Source organism: Stenotrophomonas forensis, assembly GCF_028752115.1.
Taxonomy (GTDB): Bacteria; Pseudomonadota; Gammaproteobacteria; order Xanthomonadales; family Xanthomonadaceae; genus Stenotrophomonas; species Stenotrophomonas forensis.
On the sequence record NZ_CP082270.1, the window covers coordinates 3,707,865 to 3,731,771 of the forward strand.

Below are 23,907 nucleotides of genomic sequence, written 5' to 3' on the forward strand. Positions count from 1 at the left end.
GCGAGCGCGCGACCCGCTTTTGATTTTGATTTTGTTCTTGCCTGCGGCCCGCGCGATGTATGGCGGGCCGGGTGGGTGGGGTGTGCAGGACCGTTGGCGCCATGGATGGCGCCATCGAGCCCCCATGGATGGGTTTACGGCGTGTCCTGCACGCCCTACCCACCCGGCCCCTCACAACCCTCCATCAGTGCGAGCGTGCGCCGCAGAGGGGGCAGCGCCCGATGGAGGGGAACAGCTCAGTACCGCTTGATCCCCGGCACGGTGCAGCCTTCCAGCTGCGCATGCGCCGACACCGCATTTTCCTTCTCGCCGCGCGCCAGGCGCGACTGCTCGATCGTCGCCCAGTGCCGGCGGCACAGCGGCCCCGTCTTCGAACCCAGATCGATCGCCTTGCGTGCGAATGTCTCCGCCTGCGCCCACTGGCCCTGCAGCAGCGCCAGCTCGGCACGTTCCTGCAGCACCGCCGGGTCACCCGCCACGATCTCCAGCGCATGGTCCAGGCTGCTGGCCGCGGCGGCCAGATCATTGGCCTGTCGCTGCGCCTGCGCGGTCACCCGCAGATCTTCAACCTGCGAATCGCGCAGCGGCTGCACCGACAGCTCCTTGTCGTCCGGGCCGGCGGCTGCGTCCACGGCGGCCAGGCGCTGCGCCGGCGTGGTGGTATCAACCGGCGGCTTGGCCACCGGCGGTGCGCTGCTCACGCACGCGGCCAAGGCCAGGCTGAGGCCGGTCAGGGCCAGGGGCTGCAGCAGGGATCGCAAGTTCATCGGCATCATCGGCTTGGAGGAGGAGTAGCAGCCGCGGGGGCCGCGGCGGGTTCCGCAGGGGCGTCCGGCTTGCGGTCCAGGCCGAACCAGCTGCGCCAGCCACCGCCTTCGCCCTCGGTTCCACCCTGCCCGTCCGGCGATACTGCCGGCGCGCACGGTGCATAGGCCGGCGCGTAGCCCACCACGAACGGGAAGCGACGCGCGCCAGGGCAGCCTTCATCGGTACTGTTGATGCCGGTGGGCGCCACCAACTGCCAGTCCAGGCCCTTGTTGCTGACGCGCAGCGGCGCACTTGGCAGGCGCTGGAAAATGCCGGACCACACCCTCATTGCACCGGTAGCGCCGTACAGGCCCGCCTGTTCGTTCTGGTCATTGCCGATCCAGATCACCGCCAGATGATCGCCGGTGTAACCGGCGTACCAGCTGTCACGGCCATCATTGGTGGTACCGGTCTTGCCGGCCGGCTGCAGCCGGCCCAGGCCGTCGGCGTTGAGGCGCTGCGCGGTACCACTGGCGACCACCTGCTGCAGCCCGACGCTGATCAGGTTGGCGGCGATCGAGTCGCCCTCTTGTGCCGGCGCCGGCGTCTTGTCATAGCGCTTGAGCAGCTTGCCCTGCGGATCGAGCACGCCACGCACCGCGTGCAACGGCTGGATCTCGCCGCCGGACGCGAGGAACTGGTACAGCTGCGCCATCGCGTACGGGCTCTGGTCGGTCGAGCCGAGGATCACCGCCGGATTCGCCTCGGCCTTGATGCCGGCCAGTACGTGAATCAGCTGGGTCACGCGCTCGGGACCGACCTGCATGCCGACGCGCACGGTGGCCTGGTTGTAGGAATGGGCCAGCGCATCGATCAGGCGCACCGTACCGTGGCTGCGGTTGTCCGCGTTGCCGGGGTTCCAGTTGCGGCCGCGGCCGAGCTGCACGGTCACCGGGGAATCGTCCACCCAGCTGGCCAGCGAGTAGCGGTCCGGCTGTGCCAGCGCCAGCAGGTACACGAACGGCTTGAGCAGCGAACCCACCGGACGCTGCGCCTCGATCGCGCGGTTGAAGCCGACCTCGGAAACCTCGCGGCTGCCGATCACCGCCAGCACATCACCGTTGTGCACGTCGGTCAGCACCATGCCGGCCTGCAGTTCGGGGCGTCGCTTGCTTTCCAGCGACTTGATGGTGCGGGTCACCGCGCCTTCGGCGTAGGCCTGCGCGGACGGCGACATGCCGGTCATCACGCTCAGGCCGGCGCCCTGCAGCGCCGATTCCGGATAGTCATGGCCCAGCTGGCGACGGACCAGGTCGACGTAGGCCGGGAAACGGTTGGCCGCCACCAGGCCCGGCGTCTTCGGCACGCCCAGCGGCGCCTTCAACGCACGCTGGTACTCGGCGTCGTCGATCAGCGTGGCTTCGTGCAGCTTGCCCAGCACGAAGTTGCGGCGATCCAGCGCGCGTTCCGGGTTGCGCCGCGGGTCGTAGAAGGACGGGCCCTTGACCAGGCCGATCAGCAGCGCGATCTGCTCGGTTTCCAGCGACGACAGGTCGCGGCCGAACCAGAACTCGGCGCCGGAGGACATGCCGTGGATGGCCTGGCTGCCGCGCTGGCCCAGGTACACCTGGTTGAGGTAGGCCTCGAAGATGGTGCGCTTGTCGTAACGCGCTTCCATGATCAGCGCGTACAGCACTTCGTTGAACTTGCGGGTGACCGTCTGTTCCTTGCCGATGCCGAGCAGGCCGCTGCGGGCCAGCTGCTGGGTCAGCGTGGACGCGCCCTGGCGGCTCTGGCCACCGGAGCGGATGGTCACCCATACCGCGCGCGCGATGCCGGACAGATCGATACCGTGGTGACGGTTGAAATCCTTGTCCTCCACCGCCTGCAGGCCGGTCACCAGCAGGTCCGGCGCCTCGCCCATGCGGATCAGGCGGCGTTCTTCCTGCTTCTGGCCGTACAGGGTGGCGATGCGCGCCGGATCCAGCCGCGCGGCCTTCAGCGCCTTGCGGTTGTCGGCATCGCGCAGCGAGGCCACGCCGCCATCGGCCAGCGACAGCTCCACCCGGCGCGGGGCGACCCGGCCGTCGACGTCGTTATAGCCGCGGCTGGAGATAACGAAGCGCCCACCGTTCACCGCATAGGTGGCCGGCTCCTTGCCCTGCCCGTCGTCGCGGTAGGCCGAAGCAGCCAGCTCGGTCTTCAGGGTGGCCGCATCCATCGCCTTGCCGGGCGTGAGCACCAGCGGGCGCGCATACACCCGCGTCGGGATCTGCCAGCGCAGTTCACCGAAACGCTGGGTCACCTGCTGGTTCAGGTACAGCGTGTAGGGAATCAGGAAACCCAATCCCAACGCGACCGCAGCCATGCTCCAGGTGATCAGGCGACGCCGCCACAGCGGGCTGTCGTCCTGCTGGTCGTCGTCGAAATCGTCGTTGTCGTCGGAATCGTAGCGTCGGGGCACTGGGGCTGGGGGCAGATAGGGTCTGGCGAGTCTAACGCAGGCGCCGTGGTGGCTGGCGGGCGATGACCTGCGGTTTCACTGCAGTTCAAGCAGCGCGAGGCTCCCGCCAGCCCGCGGCCGCCCCCACCAACGCCGCGCGGACGCCGCGCCAGCCTGCCCCGGCCAGGCACACATTGGCCAAGCGTGCGAACAGCCGCGGCGCGTCGTGAGCGATCCAGCGCGCCTGCACGCCCGCCCGGCGATACAGTTGCAGACGCGACCAGGCCATGCGCCAGGCCAGCGCGGAAAGACCCTGGAAGCGTTCAGGTGCAACGCGGACGCCGCGCTGCACCAGCAGCGCGTCCAGGGCCAGCAGGCGCCCCGCGGTACGCTGCCGCGCCTTCCCGTCGAACAGATCGAGATGCCGCAGCCGCTGCAGGAAACCGCGGCGGCTGGCGCCAATCTGGTTGTTGCCATGCTGCCGGTAATCGATGGTGGGCTCGGCCAGCATGTCCAGCCCTCCACGCAGCGACGCGTGCACCGCCAGCCATTCGTCGTGGCTCCAGCCCGGCGGCACCGGCAGCGCCCCCTCCAGCAGCGAACAACGCAGCGCACAGGTCGCGCCGGTGACGAAGTTGCGCAGCAGAATGGCATCGATCGCACGGCCCGAGCGTTCCAGTTCGACTTCGGCCGGATGCACCACCAGCACCTCCAGCAGCCGCTGGCCCAGCGGCGCGCCCTGCGCATCCACCAGCCGTGCATCGCTGTGCACCAGCAACAGGCCCGGATCAGCGCGGAAGCGCTGCACGTAGCGGCGCACCCTTCCCGGATGCCAGACATCGTCCTGATCGCTCAGGAACAGGATGTCGGCCTGGCAGCGCTGCAGCGCGTCGGCGAAGTTGCGGACATAACCGAGGTTGCGTGGGTGCCGGACGATCTCGACCCGGATGCCCAGCGCCCGCGCGCGCACCTCAAAGGCCTTCAGCAACGGCAACGTCTGGTCGCTGGAACCATCGTCGCCGATCACCACTTCGCTCACCGGAAGATCCTGGTCGAGGATGCTGTCCAGCTGCGCCTGCAGGTAGCGCGCACCGTTGTAGGTGCACAGCGCGACGCCAATGCGCTCGGCGGGGGCCGATCCGGATGGCGCGTCAGGCATGGAACGTACTCGCGGGGAACAAGGCCGAGGATGGTAGCAGAGCCTCCGCCAGTGGGCGGATCTGCACCGTCAGTGGTTGCCGGGATGCGCTGCGATCCGCTGCAGCGCCTGTGCGGCACTCATCGGCTGCCACATGTCCGCCTCCGGCCTGAACGGCCGCGGGTGTATACCCAGCAGCGCCTGCAGCGGACCATTGTCGGCAACCAGGTCCTGCTGCAGGCGTGATACCGGGCCGCGCGCGCGCGGCAGCACCGCCGCCAGGCCACGCAATGCACAGCCCGGCAGTGGCAGCGGCAAGGTCGGTTGCGCCAGGCTGGCGTGCACGCGGCGGAACATCGCGTGATACGGCAGGCGTTCACCGCCGCCGATCTCCAGCACCCGCGCCGACGCCGCACCGGTGGTGATGCAGGCCACCACCGCGCGGGCGATATCGTCGGCATGCACGGGTTGGCGCAGGCCGTCGGCCCGCGGAATCGGGAACAGGCGCAGGCGCAGCGCGCGCTGCACGATCGGGGTGATGCTGCGGTCGATGCCGGCGCCATAGATCAGGGTCGGCCGCAGGATCGTCCACGCCATGCCCAGGCGCTCGGCCTGCTCGATGAGGCCCTGTTCGCCCCGCTGCAGCATCGCCACCACGTCCTGCTCGTCGGCCTGGTCCGAATCCTGCTTGCTCAGCACGCTCATCGAGCTGGTGGCGATGACCCGAGGTGCCGGCGCCCGGGCCTGCCGCGACAACCACTGCGCCAACCCTTCCAGCGGCCCGAAACTGGCAATCGCCTGCCATTCGGCAGACGGCACGCTGTCCAGCGCGCTGGCCAGATCCCCGCACAGCCAGTGCACTCCGTCCTGCGCCGGTTGCGGCCGCCGGCTCACCGCCTGCACCTGGCCGTGCACCTGCAGCAGGCGCGGCAACAGGAACCGGCCGATCTGGCTGGTGGCTCCGGAAACAAGGACGGTCATCGGCACTCCATGGGCGGGCAGCGGGGGCTGGCTACTATAACGACCCCGCCGGCAACGGCGGGCTCAGGGCGAGGGCACACCGATATCGCGAAGGCGCTGCCGCAGCTGTTGATACTCGCTGCTGGACGCGCCCGCACCGAGCTCGGCGGCCTGCTGCAGGGCGCGTTCGGCGAAGGCGACATCACCATTGCCCAGGCGTTCGCTGCCGATCGCAAGCCAGCGCTGTGCCAGGCGCTGACGGGCAGCAGACAGGCCGTTCGCAGTGGGCGACAGGGTCTGCCAGGCCTGCAGGCAGGCGCCGGCGGCCTGCACCCGGTTCTGCCGCAGGTTGTCATCGAAGCAGGCACGGCTGGCGGGCAGCAGGCGCGCGGCGGCCGCTTTCACCCGGGAATCGCGCGGCGCCAGGGCCTGCGCTTCACGCAGCGCGTCGAACGCGCTGTGTCCCGGTGGACTGATCCACTGCCCGGCGCGCTCGGCGCGCTCGATCCTGCGCAGCAGCTCGCGCAACTGCCGTTCGCGTTGCGCGTTGCTGGCCGCCGGCTGTTGCAGCGACCGCTGTGCCTGCTGCGCACGTTGCAGGCGCTGCGCCAGCTGCTGGCGCGCCGCGGCCGACGCGCCCAGCGCCTCGGCCAGCGCTGCATCACGCTGTGCTGCGTCGAACTGGAAATCGTCGGCCTGGCTCTGGCTGCGCGCCAGCACGGCCTGCAGCACCTGCTCGCGGCCACGCTGGGCCGTGGGATCCTCCGGCGCCACGGCCAGCACGGCCAGGAAGCCCTTCGCCGCATTTTCCAGTTGCTGGCGCTGCAACGCGCGTTGCGCCTGCCGCAGGCGCAGGTCCACGGCACGTGCCAGCGCCTCCTGGCTGGCCGGCAGGTCGGCATGGCCGGCATCGAACTGGCGGGCGCGCTGCACGATCGCAGCCGCCTCGGCCAGCTCCCCTCGCCCGGCCAGCGTGCGTGCCTGCTGCAACAGATCGCTCAGGGCATCCTCGCGCCCTTCCAGCGCCGGCAGATTGTCCGGCTGCACTGCCAGGATGCGCTGGAACAGCGGCAATGCACTGCTGTCGCCATCATCAAGCCGCCCGGCCGCAAAGGCATTGCGCGCTTGTGCCAGCAGCGCGCCGATGCCGGCCCCCGTGTTGCGGCGCGCCTGCAGCTGGCGGGCAACCGCTTCGGCTTCGCTCTGCGGCACCTGCAGCTCGCGGGCCAACGCCAGTGCCTGCGCGCTGCCGTCGAGATCGTTGTTCTGCAGCCTGTCGCGTGCCTGCTGCAGTGCCGCCGCAGCGGTTCGGGCCAGGCCTTCGCGCGCCTGCGGGCGATCACCGTCCAGTGCCAGCACCGCCTGGTAGCGCTCGCGTGCGCCACTGCCATCGGCCGTGCTCAACCGGCCCGCGGCGAGTGCGCGATCACCCTCGGCCAGCAATTGTTCGATCTGCGGTTCATCCCAGAACCAGTCGGCCAGCGGCTTGCGCAGCAGCACCAGCAGCACGAACACGGCCAGCGCCGCGACCAGCGCCCAGCGCCAGACCCGGCGCGCGTGGCGTGCCTGCAGCCACCACCAGCGGCCTTCGCGGCGGACGCGGTCCAGCGCAGGATGTTCAGCGCCATGCGGGCGATGCGGAGGCTCGCGTTCCATGCGTGCAGGGTAGCCGGGGCAGCGTGAAGCTCAGCCGAGGCGACGTGCCTCGCTCACGCCCGGCAGCGCGTCCAGCTTGCCCAGCAGGGTCGACAGCTGGCCGTAGTCGCTCACCTTCAACCGCAGGCGCAGATGGGCACGGCCACTGTTGCGCACATTGTCACTGTGGATGTCGAGCACGTAGGCGTCTTCCTGGGCGATCAGGTTGGTGATGTCCTTCAGCAGCCAGCGGCGATCGACCGCCGTGACCACCACGTCCACTTCGTAGCCGCCACCGGCCTGGCCCCATTCCACCGGCAGGATCCGCTGCGGGCTGGTGGCAGCCAGGCGGGCCAGCGCCGCGCAGTCTGCCCGATGCACGGTGACACCACGGCTACGGGTCAGGTAGCCGACGATCGGCTCGCCCGCCACCGGCTGGCAGCAGCGTGCCAGCTGCACCAGCAGATTGCCCACGCCCTGCACGGTGAACTTGGACTTGCCCAGGTTCTCCCGGCGCGCGGTCGGGCGCGGCAACGCCGGCGCGGCTGCTGGCTGGCTGGCCGCGCGCTCGGCTTCCAGCAGGGCGCGGCTGACCTGGTTCGGCCCGGTATCGCCCAGCGCCACCTGGATGTAGAGGTCATCGACACTGTCGGCGTGGAATTTCTTCGCCGCCACTGCCAGATCCGAATGCTGCAGGCCCAGCCGCTTCAGCTCGCGATCGAGCAGTTCGCGACCGGCCTGCACGTTGCGCGCACGGTCCAGCTTGTGGAACCAGCTGCGCACCTTCTCGCGGGAGCGGTTGCTGGCCAGGAAGCCGTTGGCCGGCATCAGCCAGTCACGGCGCGGGTCGGCCTCCTTGCCGGTCAGGATCTCGACGCGGTCGCCGCTGCGCAGGCGGTAGGTCAGCGGCACGATGCGGCCATTGACCTTGGCGCCACGGCAACGGTGCCCGACCATGGTGTGCACCTGGTAGGCGAAATCGAGCGGCGTTGCACCCTGCGGCAGGTCCAGCACCTCGTCCTTCGGGCTCAGCGCATAGACCCGGTCCTCGGTCAGCTCGGCGTCGAGCGCCCCGGCCAGTTCGTTGCCCTGCCCGTCCTGCGCCTGCTCCAGCAGCTGCCGCATCCAGGTGATCTTGCGGTCGAAGGCCTTCTCCGCGCCCTTGCCGCCTTCCTTGTACTTCCAGTGCGCGGCCACGCCCAGTTCGGCCTGCGAATGCATCTCGTGGGTGCGGATCTGCACTTCGATGGTGCGCCCTTCCGGGCCGACCACGGCGGTATGCAGCGAGCGGTAGTCGTTGGCCTTGGGACGGGCGATGTAATCATCGAATTCGCTCGGCACCGGCGCCCACAGTGCATGCACCACGCCCAGCGCGGCATAGCAGGCGGCGACATCGTCGACCATCACCCGCACCGCGCGGATGTCGTACAGCTGGTCGAACGCCAGCCGCTTCTTCTGCATCTTCCGCCAGATGCTGTAGATGTGCTTCGGGCGGCCACTGACCTCGGCCTTGATGCCCTGCGCGACCAGTTCGCGCGACAGCACCTTCTTGACGTTCTCGACGTAGCGCTCGCGCGCGATGCGGGTCTCGTCCACCTCACGGGCGATGCGCCGGTAGGTTTCCGGTTCCAGGTGGCGGAAGGCCAGGTCCTCCAGCTCCCACTTCAGCTGCCAGATGCCCAGCCGGTTGGCCAGCGGTGCATGGATGTCGCGGGTGAGCTGGGCCAGCGCGCGGCGCTGTTCGTCATCCAGCTTGTCGGCCGCGCGCATCCGCGCCAGTTGCCGGGCCAGCAGGATCGGCACCACGCGCAGGTCGCGGATGATCGCCAGCAGCAGGCGGCGCAGCCCTTCACTGTTGCGCCCGGCCTCGCGACCGGCATGCAGCGCCCATACCGGGTCAGCAGCGTCCTGGCCGTCGAGCAGGCCGATCACCGCTGCCTTGTGGTTGCCCAGCGGCAACGCGTCCAGGTGGGCACGCAACCCGGGAAGGTCGAACAGCAGGGCCGCGACCACTGCGCCTTCGTCGGCTGAAAGCATCGACAGCGCATCAAGGGTGTCACCCAGCACCGACCAGCTGGCGCGCATCTGGTGGTCGCACTCCGGGGCATCCCAGTGCCCGCGCAGGGCCTGGCGCAGCGGAGCGGGCAGCACCGCTGCCGAGGGACGGTTCAACAAGGCATCCAGGCCGGGGACGGAAGCGCGGTTCACAGCATCGAGCAGGCAAGACAGAGGCCCCTACACTAGCGCCGGCGCCGTTCAGGGACAATCGCCGCGGCCACCATCGCCTGGCATGAGGACATGCCGCTACACTCGCGGGCAAACCCAGGAGAGTCCCGCCATGCCCTCGATCGTTCCACACTTCCGTCCACGAGTGCTCGCTTGCGCCGCGCTGTTGCTGGCCGTATCGGCGCCTGCGCTGGCCCAGCGCGTGGTGGAAGGCGACCTGCAGCAGCAGATGTCGCCCGCCGAGTTCAAGGCCGCCGGGCTGGACAAGCTGGATGCGGCGGAACTGGCCACGCTCAACCGCTGGCTGCAGGGCAAGGTCGAGGCGGCCACCACCCAGGCCGTGGCCGCCGTCCGCGAGGAGGCACGCGAGGAAGGACGCCAGGAAGTGATCGTGAAGAACCGGGGCTTCTTCGATTTCGGCAGCAACGAGCCAATCACCGGCGTGCTGCAGGGCGAGTTCCGTGGCTTCGGCAAGGGCCGCATCTACGTGCTGGACAACGGCCAGGAATGGGAACAGACCGATGCCACGACCCTGGCCGGCGTGCGCAAGTCGTCACCCCAGGTGAGCATCAAGCCCGGGGTGATGGGCGTCTGGTACATGAAGGTTGACGGTGTGAACACCCAGCCCAAGGTCCGCCGCACCAAGTAACGGCGCGTCCTGGAGGTAGAGCCGAGCACCGGCTCGGCTCTACAGGATCGGACTCACGCCTGGCGCAGTGCGGTTACCCGCTGCGCCAGCTTCTTCGCCGAGATGCCGGTGCGCGCGCCCAGCTCCTGCGCGAACAGTGACACCCGCAGTTCCTCCAGGTCCCAGCGCAGTGCCTGCCATTGCGGGCGTTCACGCAGGCCCTGTGCCTCAGCATCGCGCAGTGCGTCCAGGAACGGATGCAGCTCCAGCATGCGTGCCTGGTCGCGCGGTGGATCGCGCTTGGCCCGCTCGGTGCGCAGGATCATCGCCTTCAGGTAGCGCGGATACTGCGCCAGCGCGTCGGCCGGCGTGTCGCGCAGGAAGCCAGGGTGGATCAGGCCCACCAGCTGCGCTTCCATGTCATCCAGGTTGCCGCGCGCCCAGCCCATCAATGGCGCCTCCAGCATCGGCTTCAGCTCGGCCACCAGCGCCAGGATGGACTCGGCCAGTTTCAGCCGCGACATCGCCTCGCCGAACAGCGCCTTGGCCGCGTGGTCGCGACGCTGCTCGAAGGCTGCCGCATCGCGGATGTCCTCCAGGCCGTCAGCCAGCACCGCGTTCATCGCTGCATCGACCAGATCGCCGCGCAGGCGTTCCTGCGATTCGATCGCGGCATACAGCAGGCCGGTCTTGGCGCCCACCGGCAGCTGCTTGCGTGCCTGCTTGACCTTCTCGGCCAGGGCGATCTCCAGCAGGCGGCGCACGCCCAGCGGATGGGCTTCCTGCGCCTGCTGTCGGTCGGCGAAGATGCGCAGCGCCACGCTGTCGCCTTCATCGAGCAATGCCGGATAGGCCGGCACACCCGCTTCGCCGGGAACCTGCAGCGGAATCGGCGTCGCCGGGAACGTACGCAGGCCATCGGCCGCCATCTCGCGCCCGGCACGCGCCGCGAAGGCATCGCCGGCACGACCACCGAATTTCGCGCGCAGCGCATCGAGGTCACGCGACGTGGCCAGCACCTTGCCGTGCTCGTCGCGCAGGCGCAGGTTCATGTGCAGGTGCGGTTCGATCGCACCGGGCTCGAAATCGAGCGCGGTCACCGTGGCACCGGTCGCGCGTGACAGGAAGCGTGCCAGCTCACCGGTGATGGCATCGGCGCTGGGCTGCGGGAACGCCTCGAAGAACGCGCGGCCGAAGTCCGGCGCCGGCACATAGTTGCGGCGCATCGCCTTGGGCAGGCTGCGGATCAGCGCCGAGGCCTTGTCCACCACGAAGCCCGGCGCCAGCCAGCCCAGCTGCACCGGATCCAGCGCGTTGAGCAGGTGCAGCGGTACGTCCAGGGTCACGCCGTCATCGTCGGCGCCCGGTTCGAAGCGGTAATGCAGCGGCAACCGCGCCTGGCCCAGCGCCAGGTACTTCGGGTAGCGCTCCTGTTCACTGCCTTCGCCGGGCAGCAGGTCGACCAGCGACCAGTGCAGCGTCTTGCGCTGCTCCGGCGCCAGTCCCTTCCACCAGGTATCCAGACCCGCCGCCGAATGGATCTGCGGCGGCACCCGGTCCAGGTACCAGCGCGCCTGCCAGTCCTCGTCGGCAACGATGCCGGCGCGGCGCAGCTTGGCCTCTTCCTCGCGCGCGACCTCCAGCACCTTCTGGTTGTCGGCCACGAAGCTGGCACGGGTGTTGATCTCGCCGGTCACCAGCGCCTGCCGCACGAAGATGTCGTGCGCCTCGCCCGGCTCGATGCGGCCGTAGTGCACCGGCTTCTTCGGCGCCAGCACCAGGCCGAACAGGCTGATCTGCTCGGACGCCAGCACCTGGCCCTGCGCGCGCGACCAGTGCGGATCGAAGTGCTTGCGCAGCAGCAGGTGCGGCAGTTCGGCGATCACCCAGTCCGGCTCGATTGCGGCCAGGGTCATGCCCCACACCTTCTGCGTGTCCAGCAGGTTGGCCGCCAGCAGCCACGGCGGCGGCCGCTTGGACAGCGCCGAGCCCGGGAACGGCAGGAACCGGCGCTGGCGTGGGGCCTGGAAATCGCCCTTCTCGGTGCGGTGGCCGATCTGCGTCGGCAGGCCCGCCACCAGTGCGCGGTGCAGGGTCTGGTAGGCGGCCGCGCGCACGCGCTCGCTGAAACCACCGCCGGCCGGCGCCTGTTCCCTCTGTGCGCGCACGGCCACGGGTGCCGGCGCGGTTTCGGACTTGCCTTCGCGGGCCAGGCGCGCGGCGCGGTGCAGCTGGCCACGGGTGGCCTTCACCGCCGCCGCGTCGTCACGCGCCGGCGCCGGCGTGCTGCTGCCGGCCAGCAACGGTGCCATCGACGCATCGGCAGCCTCTTCCTTCCAGCCCAGTTCCTCACAGAGCAGCCGCAGCTGGCGGTGCAGCTCGCGCCACTCGCGCATGCGCAGGAAGCCGAGGAAATGGCGGCCGCACCAGTCGCGCAGCTTGGATTGGGTCAGGTCTTCGTGGGCCTGCCGGTAGGCATCCCACAGGCGCAGCACGCCGACGAATTCGGAGCGGCCATCGGCGAACTGCGCATGCGCGCTGTCGGCCGCGCCACGGGCTTCGGGCGGGCGCTCGCGCGGGTCCTGGATGCCCAGGAACGAGGCGATCACCAGCATCGGCCGCAGGCAGCCGGCGGCCTGCGCGGCCACCAGCATGCGCGCCAGCTTCACGTCCACCGGCAGGCGTGCCATCTGCTTGCCGATGGTAGTCATGCGCCGCTCGGCATCGATCGCGCCCAGTTCGGTCAGCTGCTGCCAGCCATCGGCCACCGCACGTTCATCCGGCGCCTCCAGGAACGGGAAGTCCTCGATGCGGCCCAGGCCCAGCTGCAGCATGCGCAGGATCACCCCGGCCAGGCTGGAGCGGCGGATTTCCGGATCGGTGAACTCCGGCCGCGCCTGGAAATCAGCCTCGGCATACAGGCGATAGCAGATGCCTTCGGCGATACGGCCGCAGCGACCCTTACGCTGGTTGGCGCTGGCCTGCGAGATCGGCTCGATGTGCAGGCGGTCCAGCTTGTTGCGTGGGCTGTAACGCTTGACGCGGGCGAAACCGGGGTCGACCACGTAGCGGATGCGCGGCACCGTCAGCGAGGTTTCGGCCACATTCGTGGCCAGCACGATGCGCCGGTTCGGGCCGGGGTTGAACACCCGGTCCTGGTCCTGGTTGGACAGCCGCGCGTACAGCGGCAGCACTTCGGTATTGCGGTACTTGCGGCGCTCCAGCGACTGGTGCGCGTCGCGGATCTCACGTTCGCCCGGCAGGAAGATCAGCACGTCGCCGCGCGCATCCAGGCGGGTGATCTCGTCGATGGCCGACACGATGGCATCGTTGACGGTGCGCTCGCCCTGCTCTTCGCCCTCGCCTTCCAGCGCGCGGTAACGCACTTCCACCGGGAAGGTGCGGCCCTCGACGCTGATCACCGGCGCATTGTCGAAATGCTCGGCGAATCGTCCGGTGTCGATGGTGGCCGAGGTGACGATCAGCTTCAGGTCCGGGCGCTTGCGCAGCAGTTGCTTCAGGTAGCCCAGCAGGAAGTCGATGTTGAGGCTGCGTTCGTGCGCTTCGTCAACGATGATCGTGTCGTAGTTCGACAGCCAGCGGTCACTGGCGATCTCCGCCAGCAGGATGCCGTCGGTCATGAACTTGATGCGGCTGTCTTCGCTGACCTTGTCGTTGAAGCGCACCTGGTAGCCGACCAGCTGGCCCAGTTCGCTCTGCAGTTCCTGCGCCACGCGGCTGGCCACCGCACGTGCGGCAATCCGCCGCGGCTGGGTGCAACCGATCATGCCGGCCTGGCCACGGCCCGCGGCCAGGCACAGTTTCGGCAGCTGGGTGGTCTTGCCCGAACCGGTTTCGCCGGCAATCACCACCACCTGGTGGTCGCGGATCAGCTCGATGATCGCGTCGGCTTCACGCGCAATCGGCAGCTGCGGGTCCAGAGTAATGGATGGCTGCTGTTGCGCCCGCATCTGCCGGCGCTGCACCGATGCCTGCAAGGCCTGCTCGAAGGTGGCGGCCAACGCCGCATCCTGTGGCTTGGCCTGGCAACGCGAGAGCATTCCCAGCAGACGGCCCCGGTCGCGGCTCATGGCGCCGTCGATGGCGGCACGCTGCTGGCGCAGGCGGGGCGATGGATTTTTATCGATAGAGTTCATCAATCGGTTCGTTCAAAACTTTGAAAGCGACCAGTCATCACGACCGGTTTATTGTGAAGGCCAACGATTCCACAAGGAGGAACCCCATGGCGAAGACCAAGAGCACGACCAAGGCCAAGACCGGCAAGCAGAAGCTTGCAGCGGCGGCACCGTCGGCACCGAACATCGATATCGGGATCACCCAGGGCGACCGCAAGAAGATCGCCGACGGTCTGTCGCGCTTCCAGGCCGATGCGTTCACGCTCTACCTGAAGACGCACAACTTCCACTGGAACGTGACCGGGTCGATGTTCAACTCGCTGCACACCATGTTCGAGACGCAGTACACCGAGCAGTGGGCGGCACTGGACGACGTGGCCGAGCGCATCCGCGCGCTGGGCTTCAATGCCCCGGGCTCCTACCGGGAATTTGCTGCGCTGACCTCGATCGCCGAGGAACCGGGCCTGACCGACAGTGCGGACTGGCGTGAAATGGTACGCCAGTTGGTGGTCGCCAACGAAGCGGTCTGCCGTACGGCACGTGAAGTGCTGGACGTGGCGGCCAAGGGTGACGATGCCCCGACCGAGGATCTGATGACCCAGCGCCTGCAGACCCACGAGAAGTACGCCTGGATGCTGCGTTCCCTGCTCCAGTAAGGGTTTGGGGGGCTCGGCAGGGCTGCGCCCTGCACCCGCGGTAGTGCCGGCCGCTGGCCGGCAACAGCAACAGCAAAAGCTGGCTTCCTATGGGTAGGCGGGGTGGGTCCGGTGGCAGGGGACGCCATAAACCCGTCCATGGGGGCTTGGCCGCGGCATCCATGCCGCGGACACCCCTGCCACCGGACCCACCCCGCCTTCGACAGTTCTCCGCGATCTGTCGGCAAAGCCTGGGGTCAGAGCCGTTTTCCGCAGGAAAACGGCTCTGACCCCATTTCGTTTGTCGATATCTGAAAGATGTGTCGACCAAGGTCGACACCTACCAACAGGCGCGGGGAACTGTCGGGCGTGGGGCGGTGTGGGCTTGCAGGACCGTTGGCGCCATGGATGGCGCCATCGAGCCCCCAGGGACGGGTTTACGGCGTGTCCTGCAAGCCCACACCGCCCCGCCCAACCAGCAGACACCCCAGAGCCAGCTGTTGCCTTTGACGTTGATCTGGCCTGGAGCAGGTGCAGGGCGCAGCCCTGCCGAGCCCCCCCCGCCGGGGTAAACTACCCGGATGGCTTCCCGTCCCGCGCACGACCTGCTCCAACGCGTCTTTGGTTACGACGATTTCCGTGGTCCGCAGCAGGACATCGTGGAGCACGTGGCTGCCGGTCACGATGCCCTGGTGCTGATGCCCACCGGCGGCGGCAAGTCGCTGTGCTACCAGGTGCCGGCCCTGCTGCGTGACGGTTGCGGCATCGTCATCTCGCCGCTCATCGCGCTGATGCAGGACCAGGTCGAGGCCCTGCGCCAGCTGGGCGTGCGCGCCGAGTACCTGAATTCGACCCTGGACGCCGAAACCGCCGGTCGCGTCGAGCGCGAACTGCTGGCCGGCGAGCTGGACATGCTCTATGTCGCGCCCGAGCGCCTGCTGACCGGCCGCTTCCTGTCGCTGCTGTCGCGCAGCCACATCGCGCTGTTCGCCATCGACGAAGCGCACTGCGTGTCGCAGTGGGGCCACGATTTCCGCCCCGAATACCGCCAGCTCACCGTCCTGCACGAGCGCTGGCCGGACATTCCGCGCATCGCGCTGACCGCCACCGCCGACCCGCCCACCCAGCGCGAGATCGCCGAGCGCCTGGACCTGGCCGAGGCCCGCCACTTCGTCAGCTCGTTCGACCGCCCCAACATCCGCTACACCGTGGTGCAGAAGGACAACGCCCGCAAGCAGCTGACCGATTTCCTGCGCGGCCATCGCAGCGAGGCCGGCATCGTCTACTGCATGTCACGGCGCAAGGTTGAAGAGACCGCCGAATTCCTCTGCGGCCAGGGCTTCAATGCGCTGCCCTACCACGCCGGCCTGCCGCCGGAGGTGCGTGCCAACAACCAGCGCCGCTTCCTGCGCGAAGACGGCATCGTGATGTGCGCGACCATCGCTTTCGGCATGGGCATCGACAAGCCGGACGTGCGCTTCGTGGCGCATACCGACCTGCCCAAGTCGATGGAAGGCTATTACCAGGAAACCGGCCGCGCCGGCCGCGATGGCGAGGCCGCCGAGGCCTGGCTGTGCTATGGCCTGGGCGACGTGGTGCTGCTCAAGCAGATGATCGAGCAGTCCGAGGCCAGCGAGGAGCGCAAGCAACTGGAGCGCTCCAAGCTTGACCACCTGCTGGGCTACTGTGAATCCATGCAGTGCCGCCGCCAGGTGCTGCTGGCCGGTTTCGGCGAGACCTACCCGCAGCCCTGCGGCAACTGCGACAACTGCCTGACCCCGCCGGCCGCCTGGGATGCCACCGTCCCCGCGCAGAAGGCGTTGAGCTGCGTCTACCGCAGCGGCCAGCGCTTTGGTGTCGGCCACCTGATCGACATCCTGCGCGGCAGCGAGAACGAGAAGGTCAAGCAGCAGGGCCACGACAAGCTGAGCACCTATGCGATCGGCCGCGACCTGGATGCGCGCACCTGGCGCAGCGTGTTCCGCCAGTTGGTGGCCGCCAGCCTGCTGGAAGTGGACAGCGAAGGCCACGGCGGCCTGCGCCTGACCGATGCCAGCCGCGCCGTACTGACCGGCCGCCGCCAGATCAGCATGCGCCGCGATGCCGCCAGCACCAGCAGCGGCCGCGAACGCAGCGCGCAGCGCACCGGCCTGTCGGTGCTGCCGCAGGACCTTGCCCTGTTCAACGCCCTGCGCGGCCTGCGCGCCGAACTGGCGCGTGAACAGAACGTGCCGGCCTTCGTGATCTTCCACGACAGCACCCTGCGCAACATCGCCGAGCAGCGCCCGACCAGCCTGGATGAACTGGCCCGGGTCGGCGGCATCGGCGGCACCAAGCTCAGCCGCTACGGCCCGCGCCTGGTGGAGATCGTGCGCGAGGAAGGGTAATGGCGATCCCGTTTGTAGAGTCGAGCTTGCTCGACTGCTGTTGATTCCACGCCAGGAGCAGTCGAGCAAGCTCGACGCTACAAATCCCACCCTGGTGCTGCTCCAACCTTGAACCGGCTGTTCAGCCGGAAGTGCATCCGCGCCCGCTTGCGGCTAAATTGGCGTCCATGTCCCTGGCCTCGACCCTGCTCCGTGTCGTGCTCATGCTCAGCCTGTTGCTCAACGGGCTGAACGCGGCCATGGCCAGTGGTCACGAGGAAATGGGCCGGATGGCCCATGCCGTGGCCGCCGAAGACGGCGAGGCCGACTGCCACCACCACGCCGGCATGCAGGCCGAACAGGCTCCGCAGGCCAAGGCCCCCGCCCACGACGCCCATTGCCAGATCAAGGACTGCGTGCGCAGCTGCGCGCAGCACCCGTTGCTGGTGGTGCAACCCCTGCCGTACCTGGCCGGCCCGGCATTGTCGCTGGCACCGCAACCGATGCCGGCCAATGGCCGCCCGGCGCCGCCACTGCCGCCGATCTCGCGTCCTCCCATCGGCTGATTCCACGCGTACCGTGCGCGCTGCGCACCAGAGCCGGCTGTTTGCCGGCATCTATCCGTGTCTGGAGTCACCACCATGAATACCCGCATTCCCCCCGGCCCGGGCGCTGTGCCCATGCCGTCGCGCCGCCTGTTCGTGCAGGGCCTGGCCGCCGGTGGCGTCGTCGCCGGCATTGCCGCCGTCGGCGTGCCGCAGCGCGCGCTCGCCGCCGCCACGTCCACGCCGCGCCTGGCCGGCGCCCCCGCCGTGCTCAGCGACACCCGCGTCGAGCTGTCCATCGGCGAATCGCTGGCCAACTTCACCGGCCGCACCCGCCCGGCGATCACCGTCAACGGATCGCTGCCGGCACCGATCCTGCGCTGGCGCGAAGGCCAGAGCGTGGACCTGTTCGTGCGCAACACGCTGCAGCGCCACCCGACCTCGATCCACTGGCACGGCATCCTGCTGCCGGCCAACATGGACGGCGTGCCCGGCCTGAGCTTCAACGGCATCGGTCCCGGCGAGACCTACCACTATCATTTCGACCTCAAACAGTCGGGCACCTACTGGTACCACAGCCACTCGATGTTCCAGGAGCAGGCCGGCCTGTACGGCGCGCTGATCATCGACCCGGCCGAGCCGGCACCGTACCACCACGACCGCGAGCACGTGATCCTGCTGTCGGACTGGACCGACATGGACCCGGGTGCGTTGTTCCGGCGCATGAAGAAGCTCGCCGAGCACGACAACTACTACAAGCGCACGCTGCCGGACTTCCTGCGCGACGTGAAACGCGACGGCTGGTCGGCCGCACTGTCCGACCGTGGCATGTGGGGGCGGATGCGAATGACCCCGACCGACATCTCCGACATCAACGCGCACACCTACACCTACCTGATGAACGGTACCGCGCCGGCCGGCAACTGGACCGGGCTGTTCCGCAGCGGCGAGAAGGTACTGCTGCGCTTCATCAACGGCGCCTCGATGACCTACTTCGACGTGCGCATCCCCGGGCTGAAGATGACCGTGGTCGCCGCCGACGGCCAGTACATCCATCCGGTCAGCATCGACGAGTTCCGCATCGCACCGGCCGAGACCTATGACGTACTGGTGGAGCCCACTGGCCAGGATGCGTTCACCCTTTTCTGCCAGGACATGGGCCGCACCGGCTTTGCCGCCGGCACGCTGGCGGTGCGCCATGGCCTGCAGGCACCGATTCCGGCGCGCGACCCGCGCCCGTTGCTGACGATGTCCGACATGGGGCACGACATGGCAGGGCATGACATGGGCGGCCACGCTGGCCACGACATGGCCGCGATGAAAAGCATGGAAGGCGGCTGCGGTGCCAGCATGGGCCACGGCGCACATGGCGGTGGCAGCGATGCCGCCAGCAAGGCACCGAAGCACCCGGCCAGCGAACGCAACAACCCGCTGGTGGACATGCAGAGCTCAGCCACCGAACCCAAACTGGACGACCCGGGTATCGGCCTGCGCGACAACGGCCGCCAGGTGTTGACCTACGGAGCGATGCGCAGCCTGTTCGAGGACCCGGATGGGCGTGAACCGGGCCGCGAGATCGAGCTGCACCTGACCGGCCACATGGAGAAATTCTCCTGGTCGTTCGATGGCATCCCGTTCGCCAGCGCCGAGCCGCTGCGGCTGAACTACGGCGAACGCATGCGCATCGTGCTGGTCAACGACACCATGATGCAGCACCCGATCCACCTGCACGGCGTGTGGAGCGACCTGGAAGACGCACAGGGCCAATTCCAGGTGCGCAAGCACACCATCGACATGCCGCCGGGCACCCGCCGCAGCTATCGCGTGCGCGCCGACGCACTCGGTCGCTGGGCTTACCACTGCCACCTGCTGTACCACATGGAAGCAGGCATGATGCGCGAAGTGAGGATCGAAGAATGAGCCGCACACTGCTTTCCCCCAGCCTGCTGGCCCTGGGCCTGGCGACTGCACTTCCGGTGTTCGCGCAGTCGCATGCCGGCCATGACATGGCCGCGATGGACGCGCCTGCGAAAGCCACGACAACGCCAGCCGAGCAGGTCGATCATTCGAAGATAGATCACTCGAAGATGGATCACGGTACGACGCAGCCGGCGACGATGGATCATTCCTCGATGGATCATTCCTCGATGGATCATTCCTCGATGGATCATTCCTCGATGGACCACGCCGCGATGGGCCACGGATCGCCTGCACCGACCGAGCCACGCGAGCCGATCCCGGTCCCGACCGACGCCGACCGCGCCGCCGCCTTCCCGCCGATCGCACATGGCGCGATGGAACATGCGCCGGAGATCAACAGCCTGCTGCTGATCGACCGTCTTGAACACTGGGATGGCAAGAGCAGCAACGGCCAGGCCTGGGAGGCGACCGGTTGGATCGGCGGCAACATCAACCGCCTGTGGCTGCGCACCGATGGCGAACGCAGCCGTGGCCGCACCGAGTCGTCATCGCTGGAAGCCCTATACGGCCGCAGTGTGTCGCCCTGGTGGGACGTGCTGATCGGCGTGCGCCAGGACTTCCGGCCGGCCGATTCGCGTACCTGGGCCGCGCTCGGCATCCAGGGCCTGGCCCCTTACAAGTTCGAAAGCTCGGCCACGCTGTACATGGGTTCCGGCGGCCAGGTACTGGCCAAGGCCGAAGTCGAGTACGACGTGCTGCTGACCAATCGCCTGATCCTGCAGCCGTTGCTGGAAGCCACCGTGGCGGCCAAGGACGAACCGGAGTACGGCATCGGCCGCGGCCTGAACAAGGTGGAAGCCGGCCTGCGCCTGCGCTACGAGTTCAACCGCCGCTTCGCGCCGTACATCGGCATCAGCCACGAACGCACGTTTGGCGACACCGCCGATTACGCCGGTGACCACGCGCGCGACACGCGCTGGGTGGCCGGCGTGCGCATGTGGTTCTGAGCAGCGGAGTGTGAGCAACCGCCAGCCCCGGCAGGCGCCGGGGCCGGCTACACTGCGCCACGTTCCAATGCAGGCCCCACCATGTCGTTGCAGATCCGCCGCGCCACCCTGTCCGATGTCGAAGCGCTGTCGGCCATCGCCATCACCACCTACAACGAGACCTGGGGTGACTCGTACCCGCCGCAGGAACTGCGCGATTTCCTGCAGGCGCACTACAGCAGCGAACCGCAGCGCGCCGAGCTGTCCGACCCACGCAGTGCGGTCTGGCTGCTGATGGATGGCGACAACGTGGTCGGCTATCTGGCAGCGGGTGCCAACACCCTGCCGCATGCCGAGGCACGCGAGGGCGACATTGAACTGAAGCGTTTCTACATCCTGGCCGACTACCAGAACGGCGGTCATGGCGCGCGCCTGATGGACTCGTTCATGGCGTGGCTGGACCACCCCCAGCGCCGCACCCTGTGGGTGGGCGTGTGGGAAGAGAACTTCGGCGCGCAGCGCTTCTACGCACGCTATGGCTGCAGCAAGGTGGGCGAGTATGAATTTATCGTCGGCGAGACCCACGACCGCGAGTTCATCCTGCGCCGGCCGTGATCACGGCCCTGTAGAGTCGAGCTTGCTCGACTACTGTCGGAACAGCCAGTCGAGCAAGCTCGACTCTACGAAGAGCGGAGCAGTCGAGCAAGCTCGACTCTACAAAGAGCGAACTGCTCAGAAATCGAACAGTTCGGACAGGAAGCTGTCCTTCTTCTTTTTCTTGTAGCCGTGCCCATGCTGCTGGCCACGATTGTCTTCGTAGCGCTGGCCGAGATGGCGCGTGTCACGGTGCATCACCGGCGGCGGCGTGGACGCCGGCTGCTGCTGCACAGGCGCAGGTGGCGGCGCCGCCGCTCCGGCGCGCTCGATGATCTTGTCCAGCTCGCCACGGTCCAGCCACACGCCACGGCAACCCGGGCAGTAATCGATCTCGATGCCATGGCGTTCGGCCATCTGCAGGGTCTGGGTCGTGCATACGGGGCACAGCATGGGCATTGCTCCTCTCGGTCTGGCATCGACTGTACCTGCCCCGCGATGACTGTGCGGCAACACATGACCGATGGCACAGGGACTTCCGGCGCGTGCCGGCGGAAGCGGCCGGCCCGACACTGCGGCCTTGTCCCGCAGGGAGTGCGCGCATGACCATGCTGTCCCGCCTGCCCAACCCGGTGCGCCTGTTGCTGGTGCTGCTGGGCGTTGGCCTTGGCCTGAACCTGCGCGATATCGCCGCGTCCATCGGTGCGCCGATTCCTGCGCTGCCCATCCCGTATGGCGGCAGCCTGCTCGACAATGCACTGGCCGTGCTTGTAGCGCTGTTGCTGGCCGCGCTGCTGCGCCCCCGCGGCATGGGCCTGTTCGCCAGTCTCGGGCTGTATGGCAACGGCTGGAGCGGACCCCTGTGCGTGCTGCTGGCCAGCCTGCCCTGCTGGCTCGGCCTGGCCCTGCTGGGCACACCGAACGCGGCGCTGACCGTCCTGGACGCAGCGATGCTCGCGGTACTGTTCCCCGTGGCCGAAGAGGTGCTGTTCCGCGGCCTGGGTTTCATCCTGCTGGTGAAGATCGTGCGCGGACCCTGGCCCCTGCTCGCACTGCCGCAGGCGTTGCTGTTCGGCTGGGTGCACTGGCTCGGCTTCGGCGGTTTCGAGGGCGGTGGCACCGCGCTGTTCATCGGTGCGGTGATCGCCTTCGGTGGCTTCATCTTCGCTTGGCTCGACCACCTCGACGGCGACATCCTGTGGTGCGGACTGGTGCTGCACGTTTCGATGAACCTGGCCTGGAATGTGTTCAGCCTCGACGACGCCATCGCATTGGGCTGGCAGGCCACCAGCCTGCGCATCGGCACGGCCCTGCTGGCGGTGGCCGCACTGGCCTGGCACAGGCGTCGTCGGCGCCCGACGCGCCTGTAACGCCCACTTAGCCTGCCGTGCACGCCGGTATCACTACCGGCTTGCGCATACTTGCGCGCCTTTTCACTGTTGCTGTCCGGAGTTGTCGCGTCATGTTGCTGTCCAAGCGCCACGTTGAACCCCGCGTCCTGCTGATCGAGGACGCGGAGGAAACCCGCGAACTGAGCCGGCTGGCGCTGGAAAGCCAGGCCTGCCACGTGGTGGGCGTCAGCTCGGCCGAAGCCGCGTTGGGCCTGCTGGCCGCCGGTGAGCGTTTCGACCTGCTGTTCACCGACGTCAACCTGGGCCGCGTGAGCGGAATTGAAGCCGCCAACCAGGTGCGCGACCTTTATCCGTACCTGCCGATCCTGGTCACTTCGGGCATGGATCAGCACCGCGTGCTGCCACAGCTGCGCGACGGCATCCATTTCCTGCCCAAGCCCTACAACATGAGCGAACTGCTGGATGCTATCCGCCTGTGCTTCAGGCACGCCGATGTGGGCGTGCTGACCGGACCGGACGCACAGGCGGCCTGAGGCATTCATCCACGCATGGCGTGAATCTACTGAATCCGCGTCTCATCGGCGTGGCTGCAACCGCCGATCAACCGCTGCTGTACGGCCCGGTACCCGGGAACACCTTCAGCAGTGCGCGGGTGATCATGTCCGGGTAGACCGTGAAGTGATCTTCGTCATCGATCACCATGTTCTCCACCTTCAACGATCGCCCGCTGTTGCGCAGCTGCTCTGCGAATTCGGCGTTATGGCGCAGCATATCGTTGCGGGTGAAATAACGCGGTTCCGGCTTGACCGTTTCAAAGCTGCCCACCGACAGCACCACCGTGGTCGGCTGAGTCGGCGCCTTGGCCTCGGCCTGCAGGCGCGGCACAAGGTGGTTGTCGAACCACAGCGACGGGCTGGACAGGATATAGGTACGGAACATGTCCGGGCGCGTGGTCAGCACGTAAGCGCCGAACAGGCCGCCGTAGGAATGGCCCGCATAGGCGCGCCGTGCCGGATCGGTACGGTAGCGCGCATCGATCATCGGCAGCACGCGCTCGGCGAGGAAATCGCGGTAATGCGCGGCACCGCCATAGCTGACGTCATCACTGTAGTCACGCGGATCGGTGCGCGCCGGATCGCTGGGCGTGTAGTCCCGCGAGCGGCTCTGCTTCGAGGTCAGGCCTTCCTGCGGCGGCAGCCCGACCAGGATGAAATCCTCGATGTTGACGCCCTTCTGCCCCACCATGTTGCGCACGCTGCGCACCAGCGGGAAGCTGTACAGCGCGTCGGTCACGTACAGCACCGGGTAGTGCTTCTCCGGATGCGCGGCGTAATCGGCCGGCAACGCCACCCAGACCGGATAATCGCGGCCGACCGGATCGTGCACGCGCAGCGCTTCGGTATCCGGCAGCACCACACCCGGCGCAGCGGTGGCCGCGCTTTCCTTCGCTTCACTCTGCGTTGCCGGCGGTGCCACCGACATCGCACAGCCACTCACGGCCAGGCAGGCCGCCACACTCCATCCACGCACACGCTGCATCCACAAGCTCCCATTGCGGGCGGCGTACCGGATGGCGCCGCTGCCGCATCCTTGCAT

General features: G+C 68.2%; 18 protein-coding genes. 9 read left to right on the forward strand and 9 right to left on the reverse strand.

Annotated features, from left to right (window positions below; translation table 11 throughout):
- Positions 1–236: 236 nt before the first annotated feature.
- From K5L94_RS17115 to K5L94_RS17140, 6 genes are all read right to left on the reverse strand, one after another.
- Positions 237–776 (reverse strand): hypothetical protein, encoded by a 540-nt coding sequence (locus K5L94_RS17115; protein ID WP_180879318.1) that lies wholly within the window; start codon positions 774–776, stop codon positions 237–239.
- Positions 773–3,211, reverse strand: a complete 2,439-nt coding sequence (mrcB, locus tag K5L94_RS17120; protein ID WP_274510918.1) for a penicillin-binding protein 1B — start codon at positions 3,209–3,211, stop codon at positions 773–775. Before mrcB ends, K5L94_RS17115 begins: the two co-directional genes overlap by 4 nt.
- 85 nt (positions 3,212–3,296) lie before the next feature.
- Complete coding sequence (locus K5L94_RS17125; RefSeq protein ID WP_274510919.1) at positions 3,297–4,349, reverse strand: glycosyltransferase family 2 protein; 1,053 nt, start codon at positions 4,347–4,349, stop codon at positions 3,297–3,299.
- A gap of 69 nt (positions 4,350–4,418) precedes the next feature.
- Positions 4,419–5,309 carry an SDR family oxidoreductase gene (locus K5L94_RS17130; RefSeq protein WP_271262062.1) on the reverse strand — a complete coding sequence of 297 codons (891 nt, stop codon included), beginning with the start codon at positions 5,307–5,309 and terminating at the stop codon, positions 4,419–4,421.
- Positions 5,310–5,372: 63 nt separating this feature from the next.
- Entirely contained in the window at positions 5,373–6,944 is a 1,572-nt protein-coding gene (locus K5L94_RS17135) for an alpha-2-macroglobulin family protein (protein WP_274510920.1), read from the reverse strand.
- 30 nt (positions 6,945–6,974) lie between these two features.
- Entirely contained in the window at positions 6,975–9,131 is a 2,157-nt protein-coding gene (locus K5L94_RS17140) for a bifunctional (p)ppGpp synthetase/guanosine-3',5'-bis(diphosphate) 3'-pyrophosphohydrolase (RefSeq protein WP_274510921.1), read from the reverse strand.
- A gap of 130 nt (positions 9,132–9,261) precedes the next feature.
- Here K5L94_RS17140 and K5L94_RS17145 point away from each other — a divergent pair, with 130 nt between their 5' ends.
- Positions 9,262–9,798 (forward strand): hypothetical protein, encoded by a 537-nt coding sequence (locus tag K5L94_RS17145; RefSeq protein ID WP_053450556.1) that lies wholly within the window; start codon positions 9,262–9,264, stop codon positions 9,796–9,798.
- Between the two features lie 53 nt (positions 9,799–9,851).
- Here the strand turns inward: K5L94_RS17145 and hrpA are convergent, their stop codons facing one another.
- Positions 9,852–13,934, reverse strand: coding sequence for an ATP-dependent RNA helicase HrpA (gene hrpA / locus K5L94_RS17150; RefSeq protein ID WP_274510922.1), 4,083 nt, complete (start codon positions 13,932–13,934; stop codon positions 9,852–9,854).
- An 86-nt stretch (positions 13,935–14,020) separates the two neighbouring features.
- Between hrpA and K5L94_RS17155 the strand changes: the two genes are divergently transcribed.
- The 6 genes from K5L94_RS17155 to K5L94_RS17180 all read left to right on the forward strand — a co-directional run bounded on the left by K5L94_RS17155 (position 14,021) and on the right by K5L94_RS17180 (position 20,980).
- Positions 14,021–14,569 (forward strand): Dps family protein, encoded by a 549-nt coding sequence (locus K5L94_RS17155; RefSeq protein WP_006439098.1) that lies wholly within the window; start codon positions 14,021–14,023, stop codon positions 14,567–14,569.
- A 560-nt stretch (positions 14,570–15,129) separates the two neighbouring features.
- Positions 15,130–16,935 (forward strand): DNA helicase RecQ, encoded by a 1,806-nt coding sequence (recQ, locus tag K5L94_RS17160; protein WP_053450558.1) that lies wholly within the window; start codon positions 15,130–15,132, stop codon positions 16,933–16,935.
- 167 nt (positions 16,936–17,102) lie between these two features.
- A complete protein-coding gene (locus tag K5L94_RS17165) occupies positions 17,103–17,480 on the forward strand; it encodes a CopL family metal-binding regulatory protein (RefSeq protein WP_053450559.1) in 378 nt (125 codons plus the stop codon).
- Positions 17,481–17,555: 75 nt separating this feature from the next.
- Positions 17,556–19,379, forward strand: a complete 1,824-nt coding sequence (locus K5L94_RS17170; protein WP_053450560.1) for a copper resistance system multicopper oxidase — start codon at positions 17,556–17,558, stop codon at positions 19,377–19,379.
- Positions 19,376–20,386 (forward strand): copper resistance protein B, encoded by a 1,011-nt coding sequence (locus K5L94_RS17175; RefSeq protein ID WP_274510923.1) that lies wholly within the window; start codon positions 19,376–19,378, stop codon positions 20,384–20,386. Before K5L94_RS17170 ends, K5L94_RS17175 begins: the two co-directional genes overlap by 4 nt.
- 81 nt (positions 20,387–20,467) lie before the next feature.
- Entirely contained in the window at positions 20,468–20,980 is a 513-nt protein-coding gene (locus K5L94_RS17180; protein WP_274510924.1) for a GNAT family N-acetyltransferase, read from the forward strand.
- Between the two features lie 117 nt (positions 20,981–21,097).
- Here the strand turns inward: K5L94_RS17180 and K5L94_RS17185 are convergent, their stop codons facing one another.
- Positions 21,098–21,412 (reverse strand): TFIIB-type zinc ribbon-containing protein, encoded by a 315-nt coding sequence (locus tag K5L94_RS17185; RefSeq protein ID WP_274510925.1) that lies wholly within the window; start codon positions 21,410–21,412, stop codon positions 21,098–21,100.
- Positions 21,413–21,561: 149 nt separating this feature from the next.
- Between K5L94_RS17185 and K5L94_RS17190 the strand changes: the two genes are divergently transcribed.
- A complete protein-coding gene (locus tag K5L94_RS17190) occupies positions 21,562–22,329 on the forward strand; it encodes a CPBP family glutamic-type intramembrane protease (RefSeq protein WP_274510926.1) in 768 nt (255 codons plus the stop codon).
- A 92-nt stretch (positions 22,330–22,421) separates the two neighbouring features.
- Positions 22,422–22,844 (forward strand): response regulator, encoded by a 423-nt coding sequence (locus K5L94_RS17195; protein ID WP_006438906.1) that lies wholly within the window; start codon positions 22,422–22,424, stop codon positions 22,842–22,844.
- A 67-nt stretch (positions 22,845–22,911) separates the two neighbouring features.
- Here K5L94_RS17195 and K5L94_RS17200 read toward each other — a convergent pair whose 3' ends face one another.
- A complete protein-coding gene (locus K5L94_RS17200; RefSeq protein ID WP_274510927.1) occupies positions 22,912–23,850 on the reverse strand; it encodes an alpha/beta hydrolase in 939 nt (312 codons plus the stop codon).
- Positions 23,851–23,907 lie beyond the last annotated feature (57 nt).

Excerpts from the sequence above, each read along its gene's own strand:
- K5L94_RS17180 (WP_274510924.1), top strand. The coding sequence starts at position 20,468 with ATGTCGTTGCAGATCCGCCGCGCCACCCTGTCCGATGTCGAAGCGCTG.
- K5L94_RS17130 (WP_271262062.1), bottom strand. The coding sequence starts at position 5,309 with ATGACCGTCCTTGTTTCCGGAGCCACCAGCCAGATCGGCCGGTTCCTG.
- K5L94_RS17125 (WP_274510919.1), bottom strand. The coding sequence starts at position 4,349 with ATGCCTGACGCGCCATCCGGATCGGCCCCCGCCGAGCGCATTGGCGTC.
- hrpA (WP_274510922.1), bottom strand. The coding sequence starts at position 13,934 with ATGAACTCTATCGATAAAAATCCATCGCCCCGCCTGCGCCAGCAGCGT.
- K5L94_RS17115 (WP_180879318.1), bottom strand. The coding sequence starts at position 776 with ATGATGCCGATGAACTTGCGATCCCTGCTGCAGCCCCTGGCCCTGACC.
- K5L94_RS17135 (WP_274510920.1), bottom strand. The coding sequence starts at position 6,944 with ATGGAACGCGAGCCTCCGCATCGCCCGCATGGCGCTGAACATCCTGCG.
- K5L94_RS17195 (WP_006438906.1), top strand. The coding sequence starts at position 22,422 with ATGTTGCTGTCCAAGCGCCACGTTGAACCCCGCGTCCTGCTGATCGAG.
- K5L94_RS17165 (WP_053450559.1), top strand. The coding sequence starts at position 17,103 with ATGTCCCTGGCCTCGACCCTGCTCCGTGTCGTGCTCATGCTCAGCCTG.
- K5L94_RS17200 (WP_274510927.1), bottom strand. The coding sequence starts at position 23,850 with ATGCAGCGTGTGCGTGGATGGAGTGTGGCGGCCTGCCTGGCCGTGAGT.
- recQ (WP_053450558.1), top strand. The coding sequence starts at position 15,130 with ATGGCTTCCCGTCCCGCGCACGACCTGCTCCAACGCGTCTTTGGTTAC.
- K5L94_RS17145 (WP_053450556.1), top strand. The coding sequence starts at position 9,262 with ATGCCCTCGATCGTTCCACACTTCCGTCCACGAGTGCTCGCTTGCGCC.
- K5L94_RS17185 (WP_274510925.1), bottom strand. The coding sequence starts at position 21,412 with ATGCTGTGCCCCGTATGCACGACCCAGACCCTGCAGATGGCCGAACGC.
- K5L94_RS17170 (WP_053450560.1), top strand. The coding sequence starts at position 17,556 with ATGAATACCCGCATTCCCCCCGGCCCGGGCGCTGTGCCCATGCCGTCG.
- K5L94_RS17190 (WP_274510926.1), top strand. The coding sequence starts at position 21,562 with ATGACCATGCTGTCCCGCCTGCCCAACCCGGTGCGCCTGTTGCTGGTG.
- K5L94_RS17175 (WP_274510923.1), top strand. The coding sequence starts at position 19,376 with ATGAGCCGCACACTGCTTTCCCCCAGCCTGCTGGCCCTGGGCCTGGCG.
- K5L94_RS17155 (WP_006439098.1), top strand. The coding sequence starts at position 14,021 with ATGGCGAAGACCAAGAGCACGACCAAGGCCAAGACCGGCAAGCAGAAG.